This window comes from Marinomonas phaeophyticola (genome assembly GCF_026966905.1).
Lineage (GTDB): Bacteria > Pseudomonadota > Gammaproteobacteria > Pseudomonadales > Marinomonadaceae > Marinomonas > Marinomonas phaeophyticola.
Window position 1 is genome coordinate 316,375 of the sequence record NZ_JAPUBN010000011.1, and the last position, 25,045, is coordinate 341,419.

25 protein-coding genes are annotated in these 25,045 nt (G+C 46.3%); 23 read left to right on the top strand and 2 right to left on the bottom strand.

What is annotated here, in order from left to right; translation table 11 throughout:
* Positions 1-42: 42 nt before the first annotated feature.
* The 14 genes from traV (at position 43) to O1D97_RS05390 (ending at position 16,601) form a co-directional block, all read left to right on the top strand.
* Positions 43-615 carry a type IV conjugative transfer system lipoprotein TraV gene (gene traV / locus O1D97_RS05330; protein ID WP_001944091.1) on the top strand — a complete coding sequence of 191 codons (573 nt, stop codon included), beginning with the start codon at positions 43-45 and terminating at the stop codon, positions 613-615.
* Positions 612-998 (top strand): TraA family conjugative transfer protein, encoded by a 387-nt coding sequence (traA, locus tag O1D97_RS05335; protein ID WP_248434923.1) that lies wholly within the window; start codon positions 612-614, stop codon positions 996-998. The genes traV and traA overlap by 4 nt, the downstream gene beginning before the upstream one ends.
* Positions 999-1,217: 219 nt before the next feature.
* A complete protein-coding gene (locus O1D97_RS05340) occupies positions 1,218-2,009 on the top strand; it encodes a type IV toxin-antitoxin system AbiEi family antitoxin (protein ID WP_269123536.1) in 792 nt (263 codons plus the stop codon).
* Positions 2,002-2,940, top strand: coding sequence for a nucleotidyl transferase AbiEii/AbiGii toxin family protein (locus tag O1D97_RS05345; RefSeq protein ID WP_269123538.1), 939 nt, complete (start codon positions 2,002-2,004; stop codon positions 2,938-2,940). Before O1D97_RS05340 ends, O1D97_RS05345 begins: the two co-directional genes overlap by 8 nt.
* A gap of 131 nt (positions 2,941-3,071) precedes the next feature.
* Positions 3,072-3,764: a DsbC family protein gene (locus tag O1D97_RS05350; RefSeq protein ID WP_001228926.1), complete on the top strand. Its 693-nt coding sequence runs from the start codon at positions 3,072-3,074 to the stop codon at positions 3,762-3,764.
* On the top strand, positions 3,764-6,163 hold the full coding sequence (traC, locus tag O1D97_RS05355; protein ID WP_078453671.1) for a type IV secretion system protein TraC: 2,400 nt from the start codon (positions 3,764-3,766) through the stop codon (positions 6,161-6,163). Before O1D97_RS05350 ends, traC begins: the two co-directional genes overlap by 1 nt.
* On the top strand, positions 6,156-6,503 hold the full coding sequence (locus tag O1D97_RS05360; protein WP_269123542.1) for a plasmid-related protein: 348 nt from the start codon (positions 6,156-6,158) through the stop codon (positions 6,501-6,503). The genes traC and O1D97_RS05360 overlap by 8 nt, the downstream gene beginning before the upstream one ends.
* Positions 6,487-6,999: a S26 family signal peptidase gene (locus tag O1D97_RS05365; protein ID WP_269123544.1), complete on the top strand. Its 513-nt coding sequence runs from the start codon at positions 6,487-6,489 to the stop codon at positions 6,997-6,999. Before O1D97_RS05360 ends, O1D97_RS05365 begins: the two co-directional genes overlap by 17 nt.
* A gap of 7 nt (positions 7,000-7,006) precedes the next feature.
* Positions 7,007-8,134, top strand: a complete 1,128-nt coding sequence (locus O1D97_RS05370) for a TrbC family F-type conjugative pilus assembly protein (RefSeq protein ID WP_269123546.1) — start codon at positions 7,007-7,009, stop codon at positions 8,132-8,134.
* A 31-nt stretch (positions 8,135-8,165) separates the two neighbouring features.
* Positions 8,166-9,146 (top strand): TraU family protein, encoded by a 981-nt coding sequence (locus O1D97_RS05375; RefSeq protein WP_428981094.1) that lies wholly within the window; start codon positions 8,166-8,168, stop codon positions 9,144-9,146.
* A gap of 2 nt (positions 9,147-9,148) precedes the next feature.
* Positions 9,149-12,304, top strand: coding sequence for a conjugal transfer protein TraN (gene traN, locus O1D97_RS05380; RefSeq protein WP_428981095.1), 3,156 nt, complete (start codon positions 9,149-9,151; stop codon positions 12,302-12,304).
* 38 nt (positions 12,305-12,342) lie between these two features.
* Entirely contained in the window at positions 12,343-12,840 is a 498-nt protein-coding gene (traN, locus tag O1D97_RS19825) for a conjugal transfer protein TraN (RefSeq protein ID WP_428981103.1), read from the top strand.
* A gap of 424 nt (positions 12,841-13,264) precedes the next feature.
* Positions 13,265-14,965, top strand: a complete 1,701-nt coding sequence (locus tag O1D97_RS05385; protein WP_269123550.1) for an ATP-dependent nuclease — start codon at positions 13,265-13,267, stop codon at positions 14,963-14,965.
* Position 14,966: 1 nt separating this feature from the next.
* Positions 14,967-16,601, top strand: a complete 1,635-nt coding sequence (locus O1D97_RS05390) for a UvrD-helicase domain-containing protein (protein WP_269123551.1) — start codon at positions 14,967-14,969, stop codon at positions 16,599-16,601.
* A gap of 191 nt (positions 16,602-16,792) precedes the next feature.
* On the opposite strand, the gene O1D97_RS05395 is transcribed toward O1D97_RS05390, so the two are convergent.
* Positions 16,793-17,476 (bottom strand): endonuclease, encoded by a 684-nt coding sequence (locus O1D97_RS05395; protein ID WP_269123553.1) that lies wholly within the window; start codon positions 17,474-17,476, stop codon positions 16,793-16,795.
* Positions 17,477-17,592: 116 nt separating this feature from the next.
* Positions 17,593-18,195, bottom strand: coding sequence for a hypothetical protein (locus O1D97_RS05400; RefSeq protein WP_000035786.1), 603 nt, complete (start codon positions 18,193-18,195; stop codon positions 17,593-17,595).
* 367 nt (positions 18,196-18,562) lie between these two features.
* On the opposite strand from O1D97_RS05400, the gene O1D97_RS05405 reads away from it, so the two are divergent.
* From O1D97_RS05405 to O1D97_RS05445, 9 genes are all read left to right on the top strand, one after another.
* A complete protein-coding gene (locus tag O1D97_RS05405) occupies positions 18,563-18,889 on the top strand; it encodes a plasmid-related protein (RefSeq protein WP_269123555.1) in 327 nt (108 codons plus the stop codon).
* Positions 18,890-18,904: 15 nt separating this feature from the next.
* On the top strand, positions 18,905-19,324 hold the full coding sequence (locus O1D97_RS05410) for a single-stranded DNA-binding protein (RefSeq protein ID WP_005398028.1): 420 nt from the start codon (positions 18,905-18,907) through the stop codon (positions 19,322-19,324).
* A 79-nt stretch (positions 19,325-19,403) separates the two neighbouring features.
* A complete protein-coding gene (bet, locus tag O1D97_RS05415) occupies positions 19,404-20,222 on the top strand; it encodes a phage recombination protein Bet (RefSeq protein WP_014703121.1) in 819 nt (272 codons plus the stop codon).
* A gap of 82 nt (positions 20,223-20,304) precedes the next feature.
* Positions 20,305-20,448 carry a hypothetical protein gene (locus O1D97_RS05420; RefSeq protein WP_008844794.1) on the top strand — a complete coding sequence of 48 codons (144 nt, stop codon included), beginning with the start codon at positions 20,305-20,307 and terminating at the stop codon, positions 20,446-20,448.
* Positions 20,449-20,509: 61 nt separating this feature from the next.
* On the top strand, positions 20,510-21,526 hold the full coding sequence (locus tag O1D97_RS05425) for a YqaJ viral recombinase family nuclease (protein ID WP_269123563.1): 1,017 nt from the start codon (positions 20,510-20,512) through the stop codon (positions 21,524-21,526).
* 209 nt (positions 21,527-21,735) lie between these two features.
* Complete coding sequence (locus O1D97_RS05430) at positions 21,736-22,695, top strand: AAA family ATPase (protein ID WP_269123565.1); 960 nt, start codon at positions 21,736-21,738, stop codon at positions 22,693-22,695.
* A complete protein-coding gene (locus O1D97_RS05435) occupies positions 22,695-23,462 on the top strand; it encodes a hypothetical protein (RefSeq protein ID WP_269123567.1) in 768 nt (255 codons plus the stop codon). Before O1D97_RS05430 ends, O1D97_RS05435 begins: the two co-directional genes overlap by 1 nt.
* A 97-nt stretch (positions 23,463-23,559) precedes the next feature.
* The gene (locus O1D97_RS05440; protein WP_007104988.1) at positions 23,560-24,513 is read left to right on the top strand and encodes a DUF3150 domain-containing protein; all 954 of its coding nucleotides are present in this window, start codon (positions 23,560-23,562) and stop codon (positions 24,511-24,513) included.
* Positions 24,514-24,574: 61 nt separating this feature from the next.
* Positions 24,575-25,015, top strand: coding sequence for a hypothetical protein (locus tag O1D97_RS05445; protein WP_023584062.1), 441 nt, complete (start codon positions 24,575-24,577; stop codon positions 25,013-25,015).
* The last annotated feature ends 30 nt before the right edge of the window (positions 25,016-25,045 follow it).

Consider the following 25,045-nt stretch of genomic DNA (forward strand, 5'->3'; position numbering starts at 1 on the left):
CCGTTTCAGACAATAAGATGTGTATCCAGAGGAGAGTTAACCATGACGACATCAATGCAGAACAACCCAAAGCACCAGTCAAAACAGTGGTCTAAAGCTGGATTACTTTTATTGGCAGTCGGCTCAACCTTATTGTCTGGCTGTAGTTCATTGGGTCTTGGGAGTAGTGAATATGGATGCCCAGGTATGCCTGACGGTGTGCGCTGTTTATCCGCTCGTGAAGTCTATGAGCTTACCAGTAATGGCGCTGCACCCAAGACGATTGATGCTGTGGCGACTCGAATTGGTTCTCCCTCTGGGTATTCACAATCTGATTTAGAGACAGGACTGCTGAGCCATCCGGCATTACCCGAGACGCAGCAATCTGCACCTATTCGCATTCCTTCAAGGGTAATGCGGATTTGGATTGCGCCTTGGGAGGATGACCGTGGGGATCTGAATTTATCCAGCTACGTGTTTACCGAAATTGAACCGCGCCGGTGGGATATTGGGGTGTCAGCACCTCGAACGGTTTCGCCAGTGCTACGTCCACTTCAGACTCAAAGCGATTCTGCCTCAGCGGGAGCTGATGGTAAGCGCGATAACTTGAGTATCTACGGAGAAACTAACGAATGACAAATGCAGTTCGCACCATTCAAACTCAGCGCCTAATGACCATTGGTGCGCTTGGTTTATTGGCGTTAATGATTTCGGAGCCCTCATTTGCGGGCACCGGTGGTGATGCTTTCACTGATGTGTGGGATACCCTAAAAGATTGGACCCAAGGTACTTTGGGACGGATCGTAGCGGGAGCCATGGTTCTGGTGGGTATTGTGGGCGGTATCGCTCGCCAAAGCTTGATGGCTTTCGCTCTGGGCATTGGTGGCGGTATGGGTCTCTACAATACGCCAACCGTCGTTGAAAGTGTTATGTCTGCAACCTTACCTGTTGTTGCCAGCACTCAAGAAGTCATTGGCACAACAGTTCCAGCAATCAGCGCCGTTTTACTGGGCACCTGAATGTGAGCCACAGTAGGCAGTTCACTTAAGGTAATCAAACTAGGTCTACACAACATCGGGTTATTGGTGATGTTGTGTAGACCTTTTCATTTCAACAACGCCGCATTAGCAGGCTTGGTTTACAGTATTTGGTATATTAATACCTAAAGTGTTAAAATCACTGTCACAATAAACTATATGGTTTATACTGTTCGTGATATTCATACTTTGGGTGTTAAAATGTCATCTAAGATAAACTGGCTTGTTGCTCATACTTCTCCTGGTGCGCTAGTACTTCAGCAATGGCTGACTGAAAACGGTGTGAGCTACTCCCTGGCTCAAAAGTACGCGCAGAACGGTTGGCTGAAGAAGCTATGTTCTGGCGTGTATTATCGTCCAGATGCGCAGGGCGATATAAAGCCAACTTGGGTTGATGCCATTCAAGCATTGGATGTGCAATTGGGCGTTTCAGTTCATTTGGCTGGATTGAGCAGCTTAACTCACCAAGGACTGAGTCACTATTTGCAGCTGAACAAAGAGCAAGTTTGGATTTGCGTTAAAAATAAGTCGTCCTTACCGAAATGGTTTCGTGAATTCCCTTATCAGAATTGGTTTTACTGTGGAAACCATAAGCTTGAAGTGAATCCCGAGAAAGATTTGAAAAGGATCACGGTTAAAGAGAAAGAACTCACTGTCAGCTGTGCAGAACTTGCTGCCTATGAAGTGGTAGACGGGATTGGGAAGCTGATTTCATTTGAGCATGTCGCAGAATTATTTCAGGGTTTAGTCAATCTTAGCCCTAGAAAAGTACAAGATATTCTTGAGCGAAGCAGCTCTGTTCAGGCAAACCGAATATTTCTATTTCTGGGTCGATACTACGATCACCAGTGGGTCAATCGCATAGATGAAACAAGAATTGAATTGGGTGCAGGAAAGCGGCAGGTTGTCGAAAAAGGACGTTTTGATGAGCGATATCAAATCACAGTGCCAGAGATATTAAGCGTCAAAAAAGGTGAACAACATAATGGATAAAGATAGCCCATATTACAAACAGGTTTCCTTGCTCATAAGAATGCTTCCTTTGGTAGCGACAGAGACGGTTTTTGCACTTAAAGGTGGCACTGCCATTAATTTATTTGTGAGAGATTTTCCTCGGTTATCTGTAGATATTGATCTTGCTTATCTTCCACTTGAACCAAGAGATGAGGCTTTGATTAATGTCAGGGCTGCATTGCAGCGCATTACAGACAGAATCAATACTCAACCAGATATCCGAGCGGCATTTCAGGATAATAAAGTTGATGAACTGAGAATAGTTGTATCAAGTCCGGTTGCGACGATCAAAATTGAAGTTTCGCCCGTCGCCAGAGGTACATTGCATAGTGCAGAAATAATGCCAGTTCAAGAGTCTGTTGAAGACGAGTTTGGTTATGCTGAGATTCAGGTAGTCAGTCTTCCCGATCTGTATGGTGGGAAATTGTGTGCTGCAATGGATCGCCAACATCCTCGCGACTTATTTGATGTGCGTATGTTACTTGGCAGTGAAGGGATTTCGAGAGAGATTTTGGTGGGTTTTTTAACCTATACATTAAGTCACCCTCGGCCTATTAATGAAGTCATGTCGCCAAACTGGCAGCCTCTGAATGAGAAATTTCAGGCAGAATTTGACGGAATGACTTTTGAAAAAGTTGAATGCGAAGACTTAGCCTCTGTTAGGCCCATGATGTTAATTGAACTGCAAAAACATTTCACAGAAAGGGATCATGCCTTCCTCATGTCATTCAAAAGAGGGCAGCCTGACTGGGCATTGTTTGATTATCCTAATGCAGCAGATTTGCCAGCGATTCGTTGGAAGTTGCAGAACATTAACAAATTGGCAAAGAATCAAGCAAAACATCAAGAGCAATTAGATAAATTGAAGCAAGTGCTTGATGATTGGCTTGTTAACGCAAACGCCGAGTAATTCGTTTATAACAAACCTCAACGAGCTATAAGCCCCCTAGTTAGATTGCGATTTCTTCAATCTATCTAACCGAGTCCACATAGGACAACTGCATAGACTGGAGCCTCGATTTACATTAACGAGGACTCCTCATGCGAAAACTATCTCCAATTATTCTGGCGCTTGCGCTGTCTCCATTGGTTCAAGCTGAATCTGTGTCTGAAGTGTCGCCCGTTGGCAAAATTGACGGCATGGTTTCTTTACCTGTCACGGGTATGAAAGCGGTCGAAAGCAATGGCCGTATTGTTTTCATGTCAGACAGTGGCCGGTTCGTCATTGATGGCACGCTCTATGATGCCTGGTCGAAAAAGCCGCTTACCAGCCTTGAAGAAATTCGTGAAGCGGGTAACACGCTGGACTTAAGTCGTCTTGGCTTAAAAATGGATGATTTGAATCCACTGACGCTGGGTGAAGGCAAAAAGAAAGTGGTGGTCTTTGTTGACCCACGATGCCCGCACTGCCATGAGCTTTTGAAACAAGCTTTACCGTTAACCAAAGAATACACCTTCCAAATACTCCCTGTGCCAGTGCTTGGTCCTGATTCAGAGCGTCAGGTTCGCCAGCTTGGCTGTGCGCGTGACAAGAAAGCGGCCACCGATGCATTGCTGAATGGCCGGATTGGTAACCTAGAACAGGATGATGCCTGCAACTTAGAACCAATGCAGCGTACCTTGGTGACGGCTCAAATCCTGGGCATTCAAGGTGTACCTTTCATCGTCGCCAATGATGGTCGCATCAGCCGAGGCCGTCCTTATGATCTTTCTGCTTGGTTGGAGGGGCGTTAATGAAAGCCTCTCTGTATTCAGGGCAACGCGCTTCAGAGCTGTTGCCAGTATTGGCCTATTCAGACGATGAGCAACTGTTTTTCATGGAAGACCAGAGTGTTGGCTTTGGTTTTCTATGTGACCCATTGCCGGGTGGTGATGAGTCTGTTGCAGATAGGGTTAATGTTCTACTTAACAACGACTGGCCAAAAGACACTTTGCTGCAATTTGGCCTGTACGCCTCGCCTGATATTCAAACCGACCTTCAGCGCATGATGGGCTTACGGCATCGTCAATCCGATCCATTGCTTAGGGCGTCGATACGCAAACGTGCGGATTTTCTCGATGGGGGCACGGTTCAACCGATAGAAGAATCGACCCAGACTCAGGTACGCAACTTTCAACTGATCGTCACCTGCAAATTGCCTTTGGAAAGTCCTTTACCGACGGAGCGTGAATTAAGTCGAGCATCCGCGCTTCGAGCTTCTTTTTCGCAGGCGCTGGCAACGGTTGGTTTTCGTGTCACTGAGATGACTGACCGAAATTGGCTCGCGGCATTAAGTGCGCAGCTTAACTGGGGAAAAGATGCTTCTTGGCGCAATCCATCACCGATCCGCAGTGAGGCAGATAAACCACTTCGAGAGCAAGTGTTGGATTATGACCGAGCTATCAAGGTGGATAGCCAAGGTCTGATGCTCGGTGATTACCAAGTTAAAACCTTATCGTTTAAACGCTTGCCTGAGCGGATCTGGTTTGGTCATGCCGCAAGTTTTGCGGGCGATATGATGACGGGCAGTCGCGGTTTACGCGGAAGCTTTTTGCTGAATGTCACCATTCACTTTCCTTCAGCTGAGGCGATGCGATCTCGTTTAGAGACGAAGCGTCAATGGGCGGTCAATCAGGCCTATGGCCCGATGCTCAAGTTTGTGCCGGTGCTTGCAGCCAAGAAAAAGGGATTTGATGTTCTTTTTGAAGCCTTGCAAGAAGGTGATCGTCCTATTCGGGCAAATATGACTTTGACGCTGTTTTCACCAACGGAAGAGGCGTCCATCAGTTCTGTTTCAAATGCTCGAACTTACTTCAAAGAACTCGGATTTGAGCTGATGGAAGACAAGTACTTCTGTTTGCCCATTTTTCTGAATGCCCTGCCATTTGGTGCTGACCGCCAGGCGATGAACGACTTGTTTCGATTCAAGACTATGGCGACACGACATGTGATCCCTCTGTTGCCTTTGTTTGCGGATTGGAAAGGTACAGGCACGCCAGTGATTAACTTTGTTTCCCGTAATGGCCAGATCATGAGTGTGTCTCTTTATGACTCGGGCAGTAATTACAACTGTTGCATAGCGGCGCAATCGGGGTCGGGCAAGTCTTTCCTGGTGAACGAAATCATCTCCTCCTACTTATCAGAAGGCGGGCAATGCTGGGTGATTGATGTTGGCCGCTCTTATGAAAAGCTGTGTGAAGTCTATGACGGTGAGTTCTTACAGTTCGGGCGGGACAGTGGCATTTGCTTGAATCCGTTTGAAATCGTTGAGGACTATGACGAAGAAGCGGATGTGTTGGTTGGGTTATTGGCCGCAATGGCCGCACCTACGCAGTCATTAACCGATTTTCAGATGGCCAACCTAAAGCGTCAGACCCGTGAACTGTGGGAGAAAAAAGGTCGTGCCATGTTGGTTGATGATGTGGCAGAGGCCTTAAAAAATCACGAAGACCGACGTGTGCAAGACGTGGGTGAGCAGCTCTATCCGTTTACGACACAGGGCGAATATGGTCGCTTCTTTAATGGTCACAACAATATTCGCTTCAAAAACCGTTTCACCGTTCTGGAGTTAGAAGAGCTCAAGGGGCGTAAGCATCTGCAACAAGTGGTGTTGCTTCAACTTATCTACCAAATCCAACAGGAGATGTACTTAGGTGAGCGGGATCGTCGCAAGATTGTGTTCATCGACGAAGCCTGGGATCTGCTGACTCAAGGTGATGTCGGTAAGTTCATTGAGACGGGTTACCGGCGATTTCGAAAATATGGCGGCAGTGCTGTGACGGTAACGCAGTCGGTCAACGATTTATACGATAGCCCTACAGGTAAAGCCATCGCTGAAAACTCGGCCAATATGTACCTGCTTGGCCAAAAAGCCGAAACCATCAACGCGCTCAAAAAAGAAGGCCGTTTGCCATTAGGTGAAGGCGGCTACGAATACCTGAAAACGGTTCATACCGTCACGGGTGTCTATTCCGAAATTTTCTTTATCACCGAAATGGGCACCGGGATCGGCCGCCTCATCGTCGATCCGTTTCACAAGCTGTTGTACTCGTCCCGTGCAGAAGATGTAAACGCGATTAAACAGTTAACGCGCAAAGGCCTTTCTGTTGCTGATGCCATCTCTCAGTTGTTGAAGGAGCGAGGCTATGAATAAGACCACGCTTTGGCCATTTATGGCCTCTATTACTTTGTCTATTGCTGGTAGCGGTTTAATGACCAGTTGGCTCTTAATGAAAACACTCGAACCCGTCCACAGCCAGTTGGCGTTAAGTACGCCCATTGCAGTCGTGGATTTTGGGGAGGCGGTGCTGTCACTGGGCCCCAATGCCAGCGAACAAGACATCGAATCCAGGTTGCTTCAGACCAATCAGCAAATTGAAAAGTTAAAAGCAGCCGGTTTTATCGTATTGGATGCCCAAGCGGTGGTGGGTGCTGATGATTCCGTATTTGTGCCAGTAGGCTCAAAGGAGGTGTCTCATGCAGATACTCCGTAAAAGAATGCCTTGGCGGCCATATCTCATTCGGTTGACCGTTCTTGCGTTAATCATGGCCTTGGTAGGCACCTACGCCATGATGCGCTACCGAATAGGTATTGATACCCAGCAAGAGCGCTGCCTGCCTGATACCACGGTGTATCTGATTGACCTGTGGAATAAAGAGCCGGTTAAGGATGGTTTGTATGCCTTCCACTCAAAAGGACTTGCTCCGTTATATAACGACGGTACTCGTATGCTGAAACGCCTTACAGGGATGCCTGGGGATGAAGTCAATGTGACTCCTGAGCATGTGCTAGTGAACGGTGCTCAAGTCTCAATCGGCATGGCATTAGCCCAGCGTCTTGGTGTGGCGGAATCACAATTTAGCCGTTCATTGACGCTGCAAGAAAACGAATATTGGTTTTCCGGCGAGGCTGCTACGAGTTTCGACTCCCGCTATTGGAATGCCGTTAAGCGCGAGCAGATTGTCGGTCGCGCTTGGCCGCTTTGGTAGGAGGTAGATGATGCAAAGACTATGTCTCTTATTTTCGTTGGTTGCTCCATTGTCTTGGGTTCAAGTTTCCTGGGCACAAGAGCCTTTTCTGTTGTCTGACGAGGACAAAAAGATCGTCGAAATGAGCCGCAGCATTTTACAAAGTGCTGTGGATGGCTCATCTGAATTTATTGAGCCTTTTGCACCGGTTGAACAACCTGTGTCGCTCAAACACAGCGATGAATGGTTGATATTTGCGTCGTCCTCATTGGGTGATTCGTCACTGAAGCAGCTATTTAAAGAGGCCAGTGCTACCAGCGCTATTGTGTTGTTTCGGGGAATTCCTGAAGGAAAGACCTTGGGGGCGGCTATCCGTGATTGGCATACCCTGATGGCGGGACTTGATCCTGTTCCTCAGGTTCGAATCGATCCGAAAGCCTTTGTGCACTGGCGGGTGACTAGCGTGCCTGCCATTTTCCGCATAGAAGATGACAAGGTGACTGCAAGTGCACTAGGGGTTTACAGCAAGGACTGGTTGCAGCGCCAAATTGAAACTGGCAATAGCGGTTCATTGGGTCAACGCGGTCCAATTCATTCGATTTTAGAACCGGATTTGATGCAAGTGGCGATGCAGCGTTTACAGTCGCTTGACCTCGGCGCGTTAAAGAAAAAAACCATTGAGCGTTTCTGGTCTCGCCAAACATTTACTGACTTACCCAAAGCCACGCAGTATCGGATAAGAATGGTTGATCCAACCATCGTCATGCAGCGGCCACTATTGGATGCCAATGGCCGAACATTGATCCCAGCAGGAACGCGTATTAACCCGCTAAAAGCCTTGCCATTTACTCAGCAGCTCGTGGTGTTTAATGCGTCGAACGCTGAAGAAGTGGACGCAGTAGCGCATTGGCTTGAGACGCAAGATAGGACACTGCGTCGCATTACGCTTATCACCACGCAGCTCGACCGTGCCCAAGGCTGGAATCGCCTCAATGCGCTCGAAAAGACATTGGACAGTCCGGTTTACCTTCTCAATGCCTCGCTAAAGCAGCGCTTTGATCTGCAAGTCACCCCATCGTTTGTTCAAGCAAAGGGGTTTGCGTTTGAAATAGAAGAAATTCCAGCAAAGGAGCTTGTTCATGAAAAAGCTCAATAATACGTATCGTCGGTTGCGTAATCTCGTTGTCATGCTTGTCCTGGGCGCATCTATTCCTGCTAAAGCCGAACTGACCTGCCCAGACGCGGGTTTATTGTCGGGTAAGTTGCTGACGGATGTTTGCTGGTCATGCATTTTTCCTATCCGGGTTGCAGGGCTTCCGCTTGGCTCTGGCAGTGTCCCAAGCGGCGCATCAAATAAGTCATTTTGCTTATGTGAAGACAACTTAGGCGTGCCAAGGCCAGGTATTGTTACCAGCATGTGGGAGCCAGCGCGTTTGATTGAACTGGTCAGAACGCCGGGTTGCTCGCCTTCCCTGGGAGGGATTCGTTTACCGTTAGGTGATAGGCGACTGCAAGGTGGTCATGGCGAGGGTGAATACGATACCGGTGATCTTGCTTTCTACCATTACCATTATTACGCCTTTCCGCTTTTGGTCATGCTCGATTTGTTCATGGATGGCAATTGCAATGCCGATGGTTACATGGACTTTGACTTGATGTATTTGTCCGAATTGGACCCAACATGGCTGAACGATGAACTGGCTTTTTTTACTCAGCCTGAAGCGGCGGCCGTTGCCAATCCATTGGCTATTTCGGCTTGTACCGCTGACGCAGCCTCATCAACGCTTGGTAAACCCATCGACCAGTTGTTTTGGTGTGCTGGCAGTTGGGGCCATCTCTACCCGTTATCAGGCCACACCTTAGCCTTTGGCTCATTAGCAGAAAATACCAGCCATTTAGCGGCGCGTGCAATCGCGGCTCAACACAGGCGTGGTCTTGCTAGGCGAACAATGGGGAACAGTGCGCTATGCCGACCTGTTATCGACCCCATGCTGCCGAAATCCCAATACAAGATGAGTATGTTCTTCCCTGTACCGGAAACTGAAAGTGCGCATGTCATCGGTGAAAGCACCATGAAATGGGGAGAGTGGCGAACAATCCCCGGTGCCGGTGAAGATGCGCTCTACATTTTGTGGCGCTGGCAAGACTGCTGTAACTCGGGAGGTTAACTATGAAACCAACACTTTTTACCCGAGTGTTAGCGGGTATTTTATCTATCACTATGGCTTGCTTGCCCCTACATGGTGTGGCCGCTGATGTGCAGCGTCAATCCGGCCTAAGCGGACAACAAGAAGGTAAGCAATTGCTGCAAAGCTGGACGATGCCCGCACTTAACGGCAATACATTGTTGGTGCCGAGTGGCAGTGGTAATGAGTCCATTAACTTGCAAGAGCTATTTCCTGGTATGGATCAAGGCTCATTAGATGTCTTAACGGGCGTTTATGGCTCTGATGCCAGCATGAATCAATTGGGGACGCAGCGCCAAGAGAGCATGGTATCCGAAAGTGGCGCTACGGGTGAAGCGTTTCGCTCGCTACAGCAAATCAAAGACAGGTCTCGGCCAGATATGGTCAATGATCCGCTTTGGGCATTAACTGATGCGGTTCAAACTGACCCCAATCTATTAACCCAAAGCTTCCCCGGCTGTGAGTCTCAAGGTGAAGGCAGCCCAAATTACCAGCAATGTGACAGACTCAATACAGCGGTTAACAGCTGCACTATTACTCACGATTACACGGCAGGCATTATTGAGCATGTTTCAGGACCGATGAACCTTCGCTCTTGTGGTGAGGGGTGTCTTGAAGTTTGGATAGGACGAATTGGCGACAACTACTGGAGTGGTCGTTGTAAAGTGTTCGAACAGGCCATCACACTCAAAGTCGTGAACCCCGATGCGATTACCTCAGCCGTTCTTGAGTACGCAAAATGGGATGACTACATGCAAGTGTGGCTTGGCGATCAGAAAGTCTGGTCTGGGCCGAACAATAACTTTCCACCAGAAACGGCAGGTCGCTGCGAGCTTAGTACCAGTTGGGAACGCAATCCTAATACTGACTTAACCGCCAAGCTAAAAGCGGTAGAGCCCGGTTTAGAAGTGCCAGTCAAAATTCGCGTATCGGTAACGGGTAGTGGTGAGGGGTATGCACGTATCAAGGTGCGCTTTGATCCAACCAAGGTGGTGATGAATGATGGTTGGTCGCCACAATCCTGTATCGAACAAGCAGCGGATATCCCGGCTAAGTTTTCAGACTACAGCATTCAATGCACGGATCAGCCGTCTTCAACCAACGGATGTACGGTGGTCAATGGTGTTTCAGTTTGTGAATCCTACTTTGCCCCAAGCCCAGTGGCTGGCATATCGCCTTTGTGTCGGCGTGTACAAGTGAGTGTGGATGATGAAAGCTATAAGGGGATTGAAAATCAGGCCTGCCAAGTGCTTGAAGCGAATCCTTCCTGTGGATTCATGTCGTCAGAATGTGCCGAGACCAATGATAAAGGTGAATGCATTCGTTTTACCGATACTTATGACTGTGGATTACAAACCAGCGATCCAAAGTGCGTGGTATCCAATCTTATGCCGAGTAGTTTTGAGGCCTGTGAGCCTACTCAGACGATTACGCCATTTACTGAAACCAAGCATGTACCGGATTACCAGGTGTGCGAAAAGATCAGCACGCTTACTCAGTGTCAGTTAGAGCGACGTGTATCCGCCCAAACACATCAACAAAGCTTGTCCATTGAGCGCGGTTGCTTTAGCTCTGAAACGCTCAGCTTTGTTCCACAGCACAGCAGTACTATGCAAACTGGAAACACGACACTGAGGATTATTGATAATCAAAATACTGGGATAAAAATCACCGAGTCGCCATCCAAGGCAAATGGTTGGAAAACGACACTCTCACTGACGGGCAATAAGGAAACGGTGACTGAGACGAAACCGTCCATTAAGTACCCTGAAATGACCTGTCCAAAAGGAACCTTGGTTGGCTCATTGTGCAAGGTCGTTAATGGGTCGATTATTTCGTGGCATGAACCCCAGGAAGTCAATCGTTCCAGATGTGAGTCTGGCTGGAACAAAGTCGATTTCGATACTTGCAGCCGAGAAGTTCAGAAGTGTTTGGCTCCTGCGAAACTGAGCGCTTCATTGACCTTCTCTGGCAAATACTTAGAGCAAGACATTGTTCATCAATCAAGTGATCCGGGCATAGACCAATGCTTGATGCAAACGGATCAGTTTACTGCGGTGCAGTGGCAGTGTTTGGATACGGGCACAAAACGAATCGACGGGTTAACGGTTGGTAGTGGCGAGTTGGCCAATCTTGGAAGTCTTTATCCGGCGGTTGTTTCGTCTCCTGCTCATTTAACCAGTCGTGGCAGCTCTGATGGACTGGGGTTCTCATGCTGGAGGGCAAGAGCGACCTACAATGCTTCGACTGCTCACCCAGAGTTCAACATGGGCAGCTCAGATAGCTGGGTAGATGCCAATGGTAATACACAAACCATCGTCAATAACGGACAAAACACGACCACCAATACGTGTGCCGCGCTAGAGCAAAACCCGGCCTGCCAGTACGTCAGAACCGAATGCACTGAAGGCGGGGCTGGTCATGAAGGCTTCTGCTATATCCAAAGTTTGGTGTATGACTGCGGACAAAGCGTCGAAGTGCAAAATGCACGAATGGAAACTCAATACAACTGTGAGGGGCCAGTTCGCTGCATGGGCACAGATTGTTTAGAGCCAGAGTCAATCAAGCAGGCTAACTTTGCAGAGGCCGCTGCGATGCTTAATGCGGCGCAGTTTATGACCAATGATATGTCATGCACGGGAGCTGATGGCCAAGATAACGTCGAGTGTACGGTCTTTAAAGGTAATGCTGGCCAGTGCAAAAAAGCCGTTGGCGGCATAGTCGATTGCTGTGAAAAGCCAAGTGGCGTGTCGTTATCGGACTACATTACGATGATAGTGGCGGTTAACAAGCTTGATACGGCAGTCATGGCCATGAATCCGTCTTCGGCAATCTATGGTTCTTGGAATACGCTCAGGGAGCCAATCACGAGCACTTGGAGTGCGGTCAAAGAGCCTTTTGTGTCAGCATGGGACTCTCTCATGGGAGCTGGGCCATCAACGGCTGCTGGCGCGGGAGCGGAGCAAGCTGCGACTGGCTTCATGCAGGTGTTGACCAACAAAACGGCTGAATGGGTAGGTACTACCTTTGGTTCGGGGGCGCAATCGGCACTGTTTAGTAACGTTGGTGGCGCGGTTGGAGCCGATGGTGTTGTTTCGGGCGGTAACTTTGCCCTGGGGGCGCTGCGGGCGCGGTTCTGAGTACGGTTATGACGGCCTACATGATTTATTCAGTCACCATGATCCTCATTCAACTTATCTGGAAATGTGAGCAGAGTGAGTTTGAAATGAACGCTAAGCGGGTATTGAAGAGTTGCCATTATGTAGGCTCTTACTGCAAGTCTAAGTTCTTAGGTGCCTGTGTTGAGAAACGGCAGTCATATTGCTGCTTTACTTCGCCGCTTTCACGGATCATTCAGGAACAAGTACGTCCGCAGTTGGGCCTTGGCTGGGGCAGTGCAAAGTCACCAAACTGCGAAGGTTTGACCGCGAGTCAGTTAAACCAGGTAGATTGGAGCCAAGTCAATCTGGATGAATGGATAGGTATCTTGTCGATCACGGGCAACTTACCCGAAGTACCGTCACTGGATCTGGAACGACTCACAGGCTCAGGAAGTACGCTAAACGTTGATGGAAACCGTCAAAGTGCCGCAGACAGAGCTATTGAAAGGCTAAACGGAATGGATGCTCAGAAATTACGCCAGGAGGCGACGGAAGAAGTCTCGGGGAACAATTAAAAGAAATTGCTCCGTTAGTACGGTTTTGCAGGGCTAATGAAGCATATAAAAAATAATAAATATGCATTGAATTAACTGCGACTATTTTGTAACAGATGTGTTTGTAGTAATGTGTTGTGGTAGCTCATATCTGAGCTTACAGTTTCGATGAATAGGGTTGGACTTCATCGAGCAGAAAGCTTTGAGCTAGGAACTGACGGTCAGAAATGCTCGCTTTTGGACAGAAAAAATTCATCCGGCTGATAAAGGTTAATTGTAAGACAGCCTCTGATTTCTTGAAATCAAGGTGAATGAGCTTTAATGTTCAGCGATTACTAGCTAACAATAATGTACAACCAATTTAATTGCGGCCCTTTGGTCGTTCCATATGCAACGCAGAATAGCTTACAGTGTATGTTGAAGGAAAAGTCGCAAGGAGCATAGTTTGAAAATCGAAAAAGTAAATCTCACTGGTTTTAGAAATTTTAAAAACGCATTAGTGAGTTTTAATGATAGAACTTTAATGATTGGCAGTAACGATGTCGGTAAAACAAACTTGCTTTATGCTTTGCGCTTGTTACTAGATAAATCTCTATCAGACCGAGATATAGAACCAGAACTAACTGATTTTTATATCGACGGTGATGGTGAACAACCTGAAACCTTTACAATAAATATATATTTTTCAGAAATTACAGAAGATGCTGTTTTATCTATTTTAAAAGGACATGTTAGTGACGAAGGAACATGTGTAATTTCGATGGTTGCAGATAGAGCTACACTAGATTGCCAAATCTTAATAGGTTGTTCAGCAGAAGAGTTAGAATTAGTTCAATCTCGATTTTACTTAAAGCGTTTAAATCTAAGATATGTGCGTTCTAGAAGAGACCTAGAAAAATTCATTAATATAGAAAAGAAAAAGCTTCTAAAGCAATCTCAAGATAGTCTTGAAGAGGCTGACCTTGCAGCCGATCAAGCAGAAATGAATGTAATTTCTGGGCAGTTAAATCAAATCAACGAAAAAGTGGCTGGGCTTAATTACGTTAAAGACGCAACATCTATAGTTAATGAAGAGCTAAAGAAGTTATCACATACAAATGGCGACTATAGCGTCCATTTAGATACCGGAGCCATTAAAGTTAATCAATTTATTGATAATTTGGAGCTTGGTGCTTCAACTTCAGGCTCTAAAATAATGCTAGGAGGTGATGGGAGAAATAACCAGATATTGTTAGCATTATGGAAGGCAAAAAGTCAGAGGGAGTTTGACCCTGACCATGAAGTAACATTCTATTGTGTAGAAGAACCTGAAGCTCACCTGCATCCGCATCAACAACGTAAATTGGCTGACTACTTAATACATGAATTACCAGGCCAAACAATTATCACCAGCCATTCACCACAAATAACTGAGCGCTATAAACCTGATTCCATTATACGACTCTTCTCTACAGCAGAAGGTTCTAAAGCAGCAAAAAATGGCTGCTCCGATTGTATTTCAGATGCATGGGATGAGTTGGGCTATAGAATGAGTATACTTCCGGCAGAAGCTTTTTTTGCTAGTTGCGTATTTCTTGTTGAAGGGCCTTCTGAAAAATTGTTTTATGAAGAGCTAGCGACTCAATTAGGGTTTGATTTAGATTTTTACAACATAACCATCTTATGTGTTGATGGTATTCAATTTAAAGTTTATTGCCAGATACTGGATGCAATGGAAATTCCTTGGGTGCTGAGAACTGACAATGATGTTTCTGGAACCAGGGGGAGAACTGATAAAAGAGCCGTAGGGTTTAATCGCTGTTTTTCTCTAATGGGTTTACCCAATGCTCCATATTATCCGGCGAATACTACATCACAAGACCTTGTTGATAATGGCGCTTGGCAGAATGCTTCTAACCAAGTAAATCCAAATGGTATGTTCTTATCAAAGATAGACCTTGAGAATGATATCGCTCTTGAGTTGGAAGCTGAACTCTTAGCTTTCGCTGGTGAAACGGACGTTGTAGATGCCATCAAGTATTTGCAAGGTAAAAAAGCGATTAGAATGCGAGAGTTTATTTCACAAAATAGAGGTGCGTTTGTCAATTTGGTCGGTGGTGAACTGGCAAAACCCTTAGCATTCGCAGTTGCTCAGGTAACAGCTTAGTATGGCCAATTTTGAATTTACTCCAGATCAAGAAGCTGCAATTGTGTCAGGTTCTAATATGGTTATTACTGCTTGCCCAGGAAGCGGTAAAACAACTGTTGTCGTAGAAAAAATAAGAAATGAAGTGCAATCGCTTCCTGACTATAAGGGCGTGATTGGTATTACGTTTACGGTAAAAGCCAGCAAAGAATTAAAACAACGGTGTAAAAAAGATGCGTGTGATTTAAAGGCTAGTTTTTTCGGGACAATTGATCATTTTTGTTTAAGCGAAATTATTTATCCATTTGGTTCCAGATTGATAGGCCACTTTTCGTCAGTTATTGAGTGCAAATTATTCAATGAGATTCCCCAAGCATTAAAAGATCAACTACCTACTATTTCTGCTTACTCTGGCGACATCAAAAATGACATTTATCCAACATTTGAACAAGACATTAAAACTTTGTATGAGAATGGATATGTTTTGCTTGAGCTTTTAGGGGTAATGGCTAACCATATTCTAAGTAACTCTTTAGCCTGCCAAAACTACTTTCGAGCAAAGTATTCTTCTATTTATGTTGATGAATATCAGGACTCATCTGAACCTCAACATATGCTATTTTTGAAGTTAATAGAACTGGGTTTAACAGGCGTTGCTGTTGGGGATACACAGCAATCGATTTATGCATGGCGAGGAAGTAACCCCGAATATATTACAAGTTTGACCACGCAGCCTGATGTCTTTGAACATCACATAGTTAACATAAACCACAGGTGCCACCCTTCTATTACCAACTATTCGAACAGATTGTTTAACCCAGCTTGTGATTTAATTCCCACTGATGAAATAAGAGTTCATAGATGGAGTTATCAAGGTACTCAGCTTGATGTGTCTGAACAAGTTAGTGACTCTATTCTCGATATTATTGAAAAAGGTATAACAGACTCTTATTCTAAAATAGGTATTCTAGTTAGAAATAATATATCTCTGGAGTTTCTAGAGCAAAAACTAAAAGTCCCTTTTAGAATTTTTGATGAAGATCCATTAGCTGTTAGAAATACCCGTATTACTAATTTGTTTACAAGCTTACTGCGGTATCGTTTTAATACTGATTATAGGGTTAACGATGTAATCGAAATGGTTGAACGGTACATAAGAATTCAAGAGCAACAAGTCCCTAACCTTCGCAGATTGATTGTTGATGTTATGGGTAAAGATCATGAAGAGCTTGCAGAGTCGATTATTTATACTTCTGAAAATATTTTTAATTGTATTGTTTCAGATTCAGATAAAGCGCTAATTCATAATATTTGTGTTGATAGTAAGCTACTAAAACATTATCTGCCAATTGACGAAAATGAAGTACAAGTAATGACTCTACATAAATCCAAAGGACTGGAATTTGATGTGGTTTATCATTTAGATCTTTATGACTGGGTTCATCCTAAAAGGCTTGTTGTTCCGGGCTCATGGGATGTTCATTACGATAACTGGGAGCAAGAGCTGAATCTACATTTTGTTGGTATTACTAGAGCAAAAAAGCACTGTATATTAGTTACCAGCAGCAATCGCATTAACTATCAACATCAAGTTAAAAACGGTAACCCATCTCAGTTTTTTGATTTACCTGGATTAGAGGGTTTATATACGCAATAATTGCATTTTTAAGTCCTGTATTTAGCAGGAATATACCACCATCATCATTGTTTCGAGGCGCTTGTACAAGCATAAGGGACAGTTTTTTGGGGGGCACTGAGCGGTAAAGTTAACACTAAATGGGGTAAAAGTGAGTTAGAGTCGCCCCCCCATTTGTTAATAGAAGACTTTATTCAACTAATTTTTTTCAGTTAACAGCCATATGTTACATAGCAATTCGAGTTGCCTTGAATAGTTTCAATCTTCAAATCACGTACTTTTTCCCATTCATCAACCGGGTCAATTCTTGCCCAAGCTTCAAATAGCTGAGTTTGTTGCCTACTTAGTCTTAGGCCGTATTGATCTCGCATGTAGAAATAAATTCTAGCAATATCACCCTGACGGTTAGCTGGTGGTTCTGCTCGGCGGTCTTTGAAATCAACTTCGAAATCACATTGACCATAGGCCCTTGGCTCGTTCGGAATCATGCCAAATCGAAAATTTGATCTATCTCCGTTAAGCTCTCCAACTGATGGTACGAGGTTATGGAGATCCGAAACCATTTTAGAAAACTCAGGATCATTCTTTTCACAGTTCCGACATCCACCGTTTTGCCAGCATTGGCGTTGATGGCCAATTTCCCATGCTGAGACAACATGCTCCCACTCTAAGCGTTCACCTCGTTTCGGTTGCTTCCTTGGTTCATATCCGCAAGATGCAGCATCAATCGCACCATCATTGCTATAGCTACATCCGCAGTAAAACGTACTTTGGTTGTCTTGGTAAATTTCTCGGGCAAATCGTTTTGCTTGGCTGAACGATGATGGGTGTTCTGCAAAAGCAGGGATAGTGAACAGCGCTATTAAGAAGGTAACGAGAAAATTAGTTCTATTCATGTAAATTGGCCAAAAATGACAGTTAAATTCATTTTAATGATTTTGATAGAAAATACAGCAAGATGAAGAGCCCCTTCGAGAGGGGCTGGTTGATGGGAGCCTAGTTGGCTAGTTGGCTAGTTGGCGGGGTTATCTGTTTCCTCTTCAGTGATATCGTCATCGGTTGAAGGCACCGCTTGCTCAACTTCTGCTTCTTTACCTTTAGCTTGAGCTGATTTTCGTGCTCGAATTTCGATATCAATAATGCGTCGAGCCAGTTTGATGATGCGCTGTTGCCATGCGTAGTTGCCATCAACACGTTGCTTGTTGCTAAGCACGCTAGATAACCAGAGTGTGTCCATTGAGATCATCAGCGCATCGAGTTTGCGAACTAAGCCGACAAACTGGCCAACCTGAGGCGAGCTTATTTTGGCGTTGAAGGTAATCGGATCGGTGTAGTCAGGTACTTCATCGATACCGTTGGACTCCATCAGTTTGTCCAAACGAGCTTGTTCGTTGTCTACCGCCTTAGCGCAATCCTCGATCAGCTGACTAATGATCTGTTCCACTTCATCAATTTCGTTCTCATCGCCAATGATGCGTAGGATGACATCGATTCCGTAGAGCGCACTGACCGTCCGTCTAAAAACACGGTCAACGACACGTTGCGCCTGTAAGCTATTAATTGTGAATGATTGTTCAAAGATGGGTTTTGAGTAATTGGGTTTTGCTTGGGCCATAAGTTTGCTCCTGATATGACAATAATCAGTCCCTAGCCTAATCCTCTGTGAGGTAATGGCCTTTCAGCTAGGTGGAAGAATTGAGCATCTTTCTGACTATCCTGTCTGGATAAGACGGTTACACTGACTATCAAATATTGCTGATCTGCTTCAGTGATATCTGCGCCTGAGAGCATGAGCTCAAAGGAAGCCCGCCGCTGAGTATTCTCAGTGGTACTAAGAGGTAGCTAGCCTCCTTAAACAAATAGCCTGCATGTTTTTACATGCTCAACCATGCGTTCCTTGCGGTTCGCCTTTTCACCACCCAACTGGGGGAGTTTTCCCCAGTTGGGGGTGACTCCTTCAAAACCCAATTAAGGAGTCACCAATGGATTATATCTTCGGATTTATTATCCAAATCGCAGGCATTATGTTGCTTGCAAAACTGAGCTGGTCGCTTTTGCGATTGCTTGCTCGTCAAAGCGTGCGCCCGTTTCGATTTGGACTTACACAAATCAAGCGATTGCTCACACCAACACCAAAGCGTCGTCCAATGGCAGTGCCTAAAGCTCCTGGTATGCCCCGTTTGACATCTGCGTTTTACAAAGAGCCACATCAGTACGACATGGCTTTACTCGAAATACCAACCTATCTGCGCCGTCAGTCTTCTTTGCCCAGCCGGGCAGAAACGACTGTGTGCACAGAGTTCAACTAAGACGAGGAGAACATCATGAAAAACCAAGTAACACTCATAGGCTACGTTGGCGCTGAGCCAGAGACGCGAGCCTATCCATCAGGTGATTTGGTGACCAGCATTTCACTGGCCACTTCTGAGAAATGGCGCGACCGTCAATCCAATGAGCTCAAAGAGCATACGGAATGGCATCGGGTCGTTTTTCGAGATCGTGGTGGATTTAAGTTAGGGCTAAGAGCAAAAGATTTAATCCAAAAAGGAGCGAAGCTTTTTGTTCAAGGGCCTCAGCGCACGCGTTCATGGGAGAAAGATGGCATTAAGCATCGATTGACCGAAGTGGACGCGGACGAGTTTCTGCTTCTTGATAGTGTGAACAAAGCATCTGAGCCATCAGCGGCGGATGATGCGAGCTCCCAAGCTAATTGGGCACAAACTTATCCTGAACCAGATTTTTAACCGAGCGATAACGCTTTAACCCAGCCGGGAGTACTTTCCCGTCAGGGGCAGACTCCCACTTTGATTGTCGGAGTCCAAAATGGAAAAACCAAAGCTAATCCAACGCTTTGCTGAGCGCTTTAGTGTCGATCCAAACAAACTGTTCGATACCCTAAAAGCAACAGCATTCAAGCAACGTGACGGTAGTGCACCGACCAATGAGCAGATGATGGCGCTCTTGGTGGTTGCAGATCAGTACGGCTTGAACCCTTTCACCAAAGAGATTTTTGCGTTCCCTGATAAACAAGCTGGAATTATTCCAGTGGTAGGTGTCGATGGATGGTCTCGCATCATCAATCAACACGACCAGTTTGATGGCATGGAGTTCAAGACTTCAGAAACCAAAGTCTCACTGGATGGCGCGAAAGAATGCCCGGAATGGATGGAATGCATTATCTATCGGCGCGACCGTTCGCATCCAGTCAAAATCACTGAGTATCTGGATGAGGTCTATCGACCGCCTTTTGAAGGTAACGGCAAAAATGGTCCTTATCGAGTGGATGGTCCATGGCAGACGCACACTAAGCGAATGCTAAGGCATAAATCCATGATTCAGTGTTCCCGTATCGCTTTTGGCTTTGTGGGAATTTTCGATCAAGACGAAGCGGAGCGAATTATCGAAGGCCAAGCAACACACGTTGTTGAGCCATCAGTGATTCCACCCGAGCAAGTTGATGATCGAACCCGAGGGCTTGTTTACAAGCTTATCGAGCGGGCAGAAGCTTCAAACGCTTGGAATAGTGCATTGGAATATGCCAATGAACATTTTCAGGGTGTTGAACTGACGTTTGCGAAACAAGAAATATTTAATGCACAACAACAAGCAGCCAAAGCGCTCACACAGCCTTTAGCTTCTTAGCGCCACGCATTCATTTTACTAACCCTGGCGGGATTATTCTCCCGTCAGGGGGAAGGTCTCGTCTTTTATTTGGAGATCTTCCATGACTAAATCAGCCTCACTTTTTCGCTTGGTATTGGTTGTTGCCCTTGTCGTAGGTTCGATTCAAGCCGGTATAGCGGCAATTGATTCGGTTCAAGCAAGTGTTGTTCAGCACCAAACAGCGTTAGCACAAGCTGCAAAGTAACCACTTAACCCTGAAGGGGAGTTCTCTCCTTCGGGGGAGTCTCCCCCTCAAAGGAGACAATATGAAGGTTATCGACCTATCACAACGTACTCCTGCATGGCACCAGTGGCGCATTGCAGGGGTTACGGCATCTGAAGCCCCAATTATTATGGGGCGTTCACCCTACAAAACACCTTGGCGATTATGGGCAGAAAAAACTGGATTCGTATTACCGGAAGACCTGTCGAATAATCCAAATGTGCTTCGCGGTATACGGTTGGAGCCTCAAGCAAGGCGAGCATTTGAGAATGCGCATAATGACTTTCTTCTGCCGTTATGTGCTGAAGCCGATCATAACGCAATCTTTCGAGCCAGCTTTGATGGCATCAACGATGCGGGCGAACCCGTTGAACTGAAATGTCCTTGCCAGTCAGTTTTTGAGGATGTGCAAGCTCACAGAGAACAAAGTGAGGCGTACCAGTTGTATTGGGTGCAAGTGCAGCATCAAATACTGGTCGCCAATAGCACGCGTGGTTGGTTGGTATTCTATTTTGAGGATCAACTGATTGAGTTTGAAATACAACGAGACGCGGCGTTCTTAACTGAATTGCAAGAAACAGCGCTTCAGTTTTGGGAGTTAGTACAGACCAAAAAAGAACCGTCAAAATGCCCTGAACAAGATTGTTTTGTTCCCAAGGGTGAAGCCCAATACCGCTGGACATCGTTGTCTCGGCAGTATTGCTCAGCACATGCTGAAGTTGTCCGACTGGAAAATCACATTAAATCTTTGAAAGAGGAAATGCGAGACGCTCAGTCAAAATTGGTCGCCATGATGGGTAACTACGCTCATGCGGATTATGCTGGGGTCAAACTCAGCCGCTACATGATGGCGGGTACGGTGGACTATAAGCAATTGGCCGCCGATAAATTAGGCGAGCTGGACGAACAGGTTTTAGCCGCTTACCGAAAAGCGCCACAAGAGCGGTTGCGCATCAGCACCAATAAGCCAGATCAGCCCGTTGAAACACCAATCAAAATCAGCCTTGAGCAAGAGAACTTGGTTCTGCCAGGTGACTCGCCGAGCTCATTTTATTTTTAACGTTCACTTGGAGCCGATTTCGGCTCCTTTCTCATGCACTTACATCGAGTGCATCAGAAAGCAGTTTCACTCGTAGCCAATGCTGGGTACGAATGATAGAGCGAGCTGAACTCTTACATACACAGCCATACCACAATCAACACACCACCCGACGGGGACTTCAGTCCCTGTTGGGGCATGGGGCCTCGTCAAAACTGATGAGGTTTACCATGACTGAACAATCCCCATTTTTGGTTCAAGTGAATCAAGCGTTTAATGTCCCGGCTCCTGATGCTTTCGTTCTGGAAGGATTTAGTGCCGACACTACCCATCCAAACATTCCCGTTCGCAAGGACGAGTATGTTTTTAGAAAAGAAGACTTACGTGACGTATTGGCGTTCTTGTCTAACCCAGACTGTGACGGTTTGTATATTACAGGCCCCACGGGATGCGGTAAGACCTCGCTAATTTGCCAAGTTGCTTCTCGATTGAATTGGCCTGTTCAGCAAATTACTGCGCACGGTCGATTGGAGTTGTCCGATCTTATCGGTCACCACACACTGGTTAATGGCAACATGACCTTTGTGTATGGACCGCTGGCACTGGCTGTAAAGCATGGCCATTTGCTGATCATTAATGAAATGGATCTTGCTGAGCCTGCTGAACTGGCTGGGCTCAATGACATTTTGGAAGGTGCCCCGTTGGTCATCGCACAAAATGGCGGTGAGATCATCATGCCACATAACAAGTTTCGTTTTATCGCAACCGGCAACAGTGCGGGCAGCGGTGACCAGACGGGCTTGTATCAAGGTGTGCTTCAACAGAATTTGGCTTTTCTTGATCGCTTTAGAATCATCGAAGCGACCTATGCAGAGCCTTCTGTAGAGGAAGCCATTCTGGAGAACGTTGCGCCGGGCTTACCAGAAGTCTTTCGCCAAAAAATGGTGAAAGTGGCTGGTGACATTCGCCGTCTTTTTATTGGGGGCGCGGATGGCGGTGCTGAGCTTAGTATCACCATGTCCACTCGGACCTTGGTGCGCTGGGCAAAGCTAACACTTGCTTTTAAAGGCGCTCCTAACGCTGTGGAGTATGCACTGGTTCGGTCTTTGACGGCTCGTGCTGAGTTGGAGCAACGTGAAGCCATTCACCGTATTGCCGCTGACGTCTTCGGTGACCACTGGGAGGATTGATGATGGAAAAGTGCTTTGCTCTTTACCGTTACAGTCATTCTGATGGGACAGCCAAAGAATGGGCCATTTACGTTGGATCAGACACCCAGGAGATTGAAGTTCGGTTTGGAAAAGCTGGTCAATTGTCGCAGCAGCGATTGATTGACTCGACTGATCCTAACGCAGAAGCAGACCGAAGAATCAATGAGAAAATCAACAAGGGTTATCGATTTGTTGGACAAGTCGGCATTGATCATCAAGGGCGGCCATTTGAACTCTCAAATGCGCTTGATAGCGTCGCGTGCGCCAATAACGTCAGTTGGGAGTTTCGTACTCGCAAGGACGTCAATGGCCAAATCTCGCTGGCTCAAAAAGCGTTGTTCGATATGGCAAAGCTGCTTGAAGCCTATGGCTTGGCTGTTATTGATGATAACCAGGTCAGGATTGGAGAATGGTCATTAGGGTTTTGCAAAGGCGCATTACCTAGTACCAATCAAATCAGCATTGTGTCAGGTGAAGGCGCTGGCATTGTTAACACTGATGATGGCCCGTGGCCATTGTTGCTGTTGCTGGCTTTTAAGCGTCAATTACCACCTCTGTGTTCGCTCACAGTAGCGAGTCCTGAAGGGATAGAAGTATCCGACCAACTTAAGTTGGAAAAAGATGTATTGCGGTTGCTAGGCAGTGATTTAGAGCGGGTTCGCCCGATAGCTGAAGCACTGGACTTAATGCCTGCGAAAATCGATCTCAACCAATCGTCGCCTGATTCGCAAAATTACTATTTCTGATAGTGGTGTTGCCATTAGCGCGTCAACTACTACCACCCAAATGGGGCCATTGCTCCTGTTGGGAGTGGTGCGTCCCCATCTCGCATGAGGATGCACTATGAGTATTCAAACCCTCGACAAACTTTTGATTTGTCACATCGACTGTTCCATCTGGAGCGGTAGAAAAAAACTAAGGCCTGAAGATTTCAGATTAGCCAATGGCAGCCAACTTCCACCGAAGGATGTTGCCAGCTTAGGGAGTAAAAAAATTTGCGACCCAGAGGCATTGGCGAATTTTGAAAGGCTTAAGAAAGAAGCGCAGCGCTTGTGTGAGCAAGTCGGTGTGCGGTTCTTAGGTGGCTATGCTGTCCCTGAAGAGCGAATTGATCAGATTGTTCCAGAGCTTGACCGAATCGGTCAGGAGTTTGCGCAGTGCAAGCAGTTGTTCCTGGACAACTATGATCAGGTGACGTTTGACTGGGTTGCAAAACACCCGGAATTTGCAGATGCAATCCGACGTGCATTATCACCCATCGAAGACGTGGAACAACGGCTTCAGTTCGATTACGCCATCTATCGAATGCAACCGGCTGACCAAGCTGGTGGCTTAGATGACAAGGTCAATGGTATGGGACACACCCTCTTTAGGGAGGTGGCTCGTGATGCCAATGAACTGTTTGAGCGTTCCGTTGCAGGTAAGAATCAAATCAGTCAGCGAGCCCTTAACCCTCTCAAACGGTTAAGAGACAAGTTGGATGGTTTGTCATTCCTGGATCACCGAGTTCAGCCAATGGTTGAAGCGATGGACAATTTATTTGTTCGTCTGCCGAAGACCGGCCCTGTGACAGACAATCTCTATCACGAACTGATGGCGACCATTTTAATTTTGTCTGATCCAGACAAGATGAGAATGCACGGTGAAGGTCAATTGGATATCAGACAACTGATGCCCAAACCTGAACCTAAACCCGCACAGCCAGTATCTGCTCAGGCAGATAACTTACGTGCAATACCACAACCAACCGTCAGACCAAACCTTGGTTCGACTGTACCAAACTCATTTTATTTCTAACGTCCTTGAGGGCATGTTGCCCTGAAGGGCGCATGTCCTCTGAACTATGTAAGAGGAAATTATGCAATCAACCATCCATAACCCCAGCCAACTGAACCAGTTTGAACCACATTTTCGTGGTGTGACTGATGCTGTTGAAAGCGAATCGATACCAGAAGTGGCGTGTTGTCGAGCGTTAGTACAACGGTCGTACTCAACACATAGTGTTTTGATCCCCAAGAACCCTGTGCTGATCGCAGATGCGGACGGGCAAGGTGTTTGGGTAACGGCCATGGTATTTGTTCCAAACATGGCATTGCAGCAAACCGCTTTTGAGCGGGCCTGGCTGCAATATCAACACGAGGTGTCTACTCAGTTACAAGACCAGTACGGTCTGACATTGGATGACATCCTGAGTTTAGACCAGCTTAAAACGTCATTTGAACAGCACGAGAGTCCAGCTCAATTGGTGGCTTGGTTAGGTCAAAAATACGACCTGGATAAGCTAAAAGCACAGGTTTAAACATCCACATTCCCAGCGGGGAAACGCTCC

Bases quoted from the DNA above. Each gene is read 5' to 3' on its own strand.
- O1D97_RS05410 (WP_005398028.1), top strand. From the start codon at position 18,905: ATGAAAAACCAAGTAACACTCATAGGCTACGTTGGCGCTGAGCCAGAG.
- traA (WP_248434923.1), top strand. From the start codon at position 612: ATGACAAATGCAGTTCGCACCATTCAAACTCAGCGCCTAATGACCATT.
- O1D97_RS05400 (WP_000035786.1), bottom strand. From the start codon at position 18,195: ATGGCCCAAGCAAAACCCAATTACTCAAAACCCATCTTTGAACAATCA.
- traN (WP_428981103.1), top strand. From the start codon at position 12,343: ATGATCCTCATTCAACTTATCTGGAAATGTGAGCAGAGTGAGTTTGAA.
- O1D97_RS05370 (WP_269123546.1), top strand. From the start codon at position 7,007: ATGATGCAAAGACTATGTCTCTTATTTTCGTTGGTTGCTCCATTGTCT.
- O1D97_RS05365 (WP_269123544.1), top strand. From the start codon at position 6,487: ATGCAGATACTCCGTAAAAGAATGCCTTGGCGGCCATATCTCATTCGG.
- O1D97_RS05440 (WP_007104988.1), top strand. From the start codon at position 23,560: ATGAGTATTCAAACCCTCGACAAACTTTTGATTTGTCACATCGACTGT.
- O1D97_RS05445 (WP_023584062.1), top strand. From the start codon at position 24,575: ATGCAATCAACCATCCATAACCCCAGCCAACTGAACCAGTTTGAACCA.
- O1D97_RS05395 (WP_269123553.1), bottom strand. From the start codon at position 17,476: ATGAATAGAACTAATTTTCTCGTTACCTTCTTAATAGCGCTGTTCACT.
- traN (WP_428981095.1), top strand. From the start codon at position 9,149: ATGAAACCAACACTTTTTACCCGAGTGTTAGCGGGTATTTTATCTATC.
- O1D97_RS05405 (WP_269123555.1), top strand. From the start codon at position 18,563: ATGGATTATATCTTCGGATTTATTATCCAAATCGCAGGCATTATGTTG.
- O1D97_RS05345 (WP_269123538.1), top strand. From the start codon at position 2,002: ATGGATAAAGATAGCCCATATTACAAACAGGTTTCCTTGCTCATAAGA.
- O1D97_RS05375 (WP_428981094.1), top strand. From the start codon at position 8,166: ATGCTTGTCCTGGGCGCATCTATTCCTGCTAAAGCCGAACTGACCTGC.
- O1D97_RS05430 (WP_269123565.1), top strand. From the start codon at position 21,736: ATGACTGAACAATCCCCATTTTTGGTTCAAGTGAATCAAGCGTTTAAT.
- traC (WP_078453671.1), top strand. From the start codon at position 3,764: ATGAAAGCCTCTCTGTATTCAGGGCAACGCGCTTCAGAGCTGTTGCCA.
- O1D97_RS05420 (WP_008844794.1), top strand. From the start codon at position 20,305: ATGACTAAATCAGCCTCACTTTTTCGCTTGGTATTGGTTGTTGCCCTT.
- O1D97_RS05435 (WP_269123567.1), top strand. From the start codon at position 22,695: ATGATGGAAAAGTGCTTTGCTCTTTACCGTTACAGTCATTCTGATGGG.
- O1D97_RS05390 (WP_269123551.1), top strand. From the start codon at position 14,967: ATGGCCAATTTTGAATTTACTCCAGATCAAGAAGCTGCAATTGTGTCA.
- O1D97_RS05425 (WP_269123563.1), top strand. From the start codon at position 20,510: ATGAAGGTTATCGACCTATCACAACGTACTCCTGCATGGCACCAGTGG.
- bet (WP_014703121.1), top strand. From the start codon at position 19,404: ATGGAAAAACCAAAGCTAATCCAACGCTTTGCTGAGCGCTTTAGTGTC.
- O1D97_RS05350 (WP_001228926.1), top strand. From the start codon at position 3,072: ATGCGAAAACTATCTCCAATTATTCTGGCGCTTGCGCTGTCTCCATTG.
- O1D97_RS05360 (WP_269123542.1), top strand. From the start codon at position 6,156: ATGAATAAGACCACGCTTTGGCCATTTATGGCCTCTATTACTTTGTCT.
- traV (WP_001944091.1), top strand. From the start codon at position 43: ATGACGACATCAATGCAGAACAACCCAAAGCACCAGTCAAAACAGTGG.
- O1D97_RS05340 (WP_269123536.1), top strand. From the start codon at position 1,218: ATGTCATCTAAGATAAACTGGCTTGTTGCTCATACTTCTCCTGGTGCG.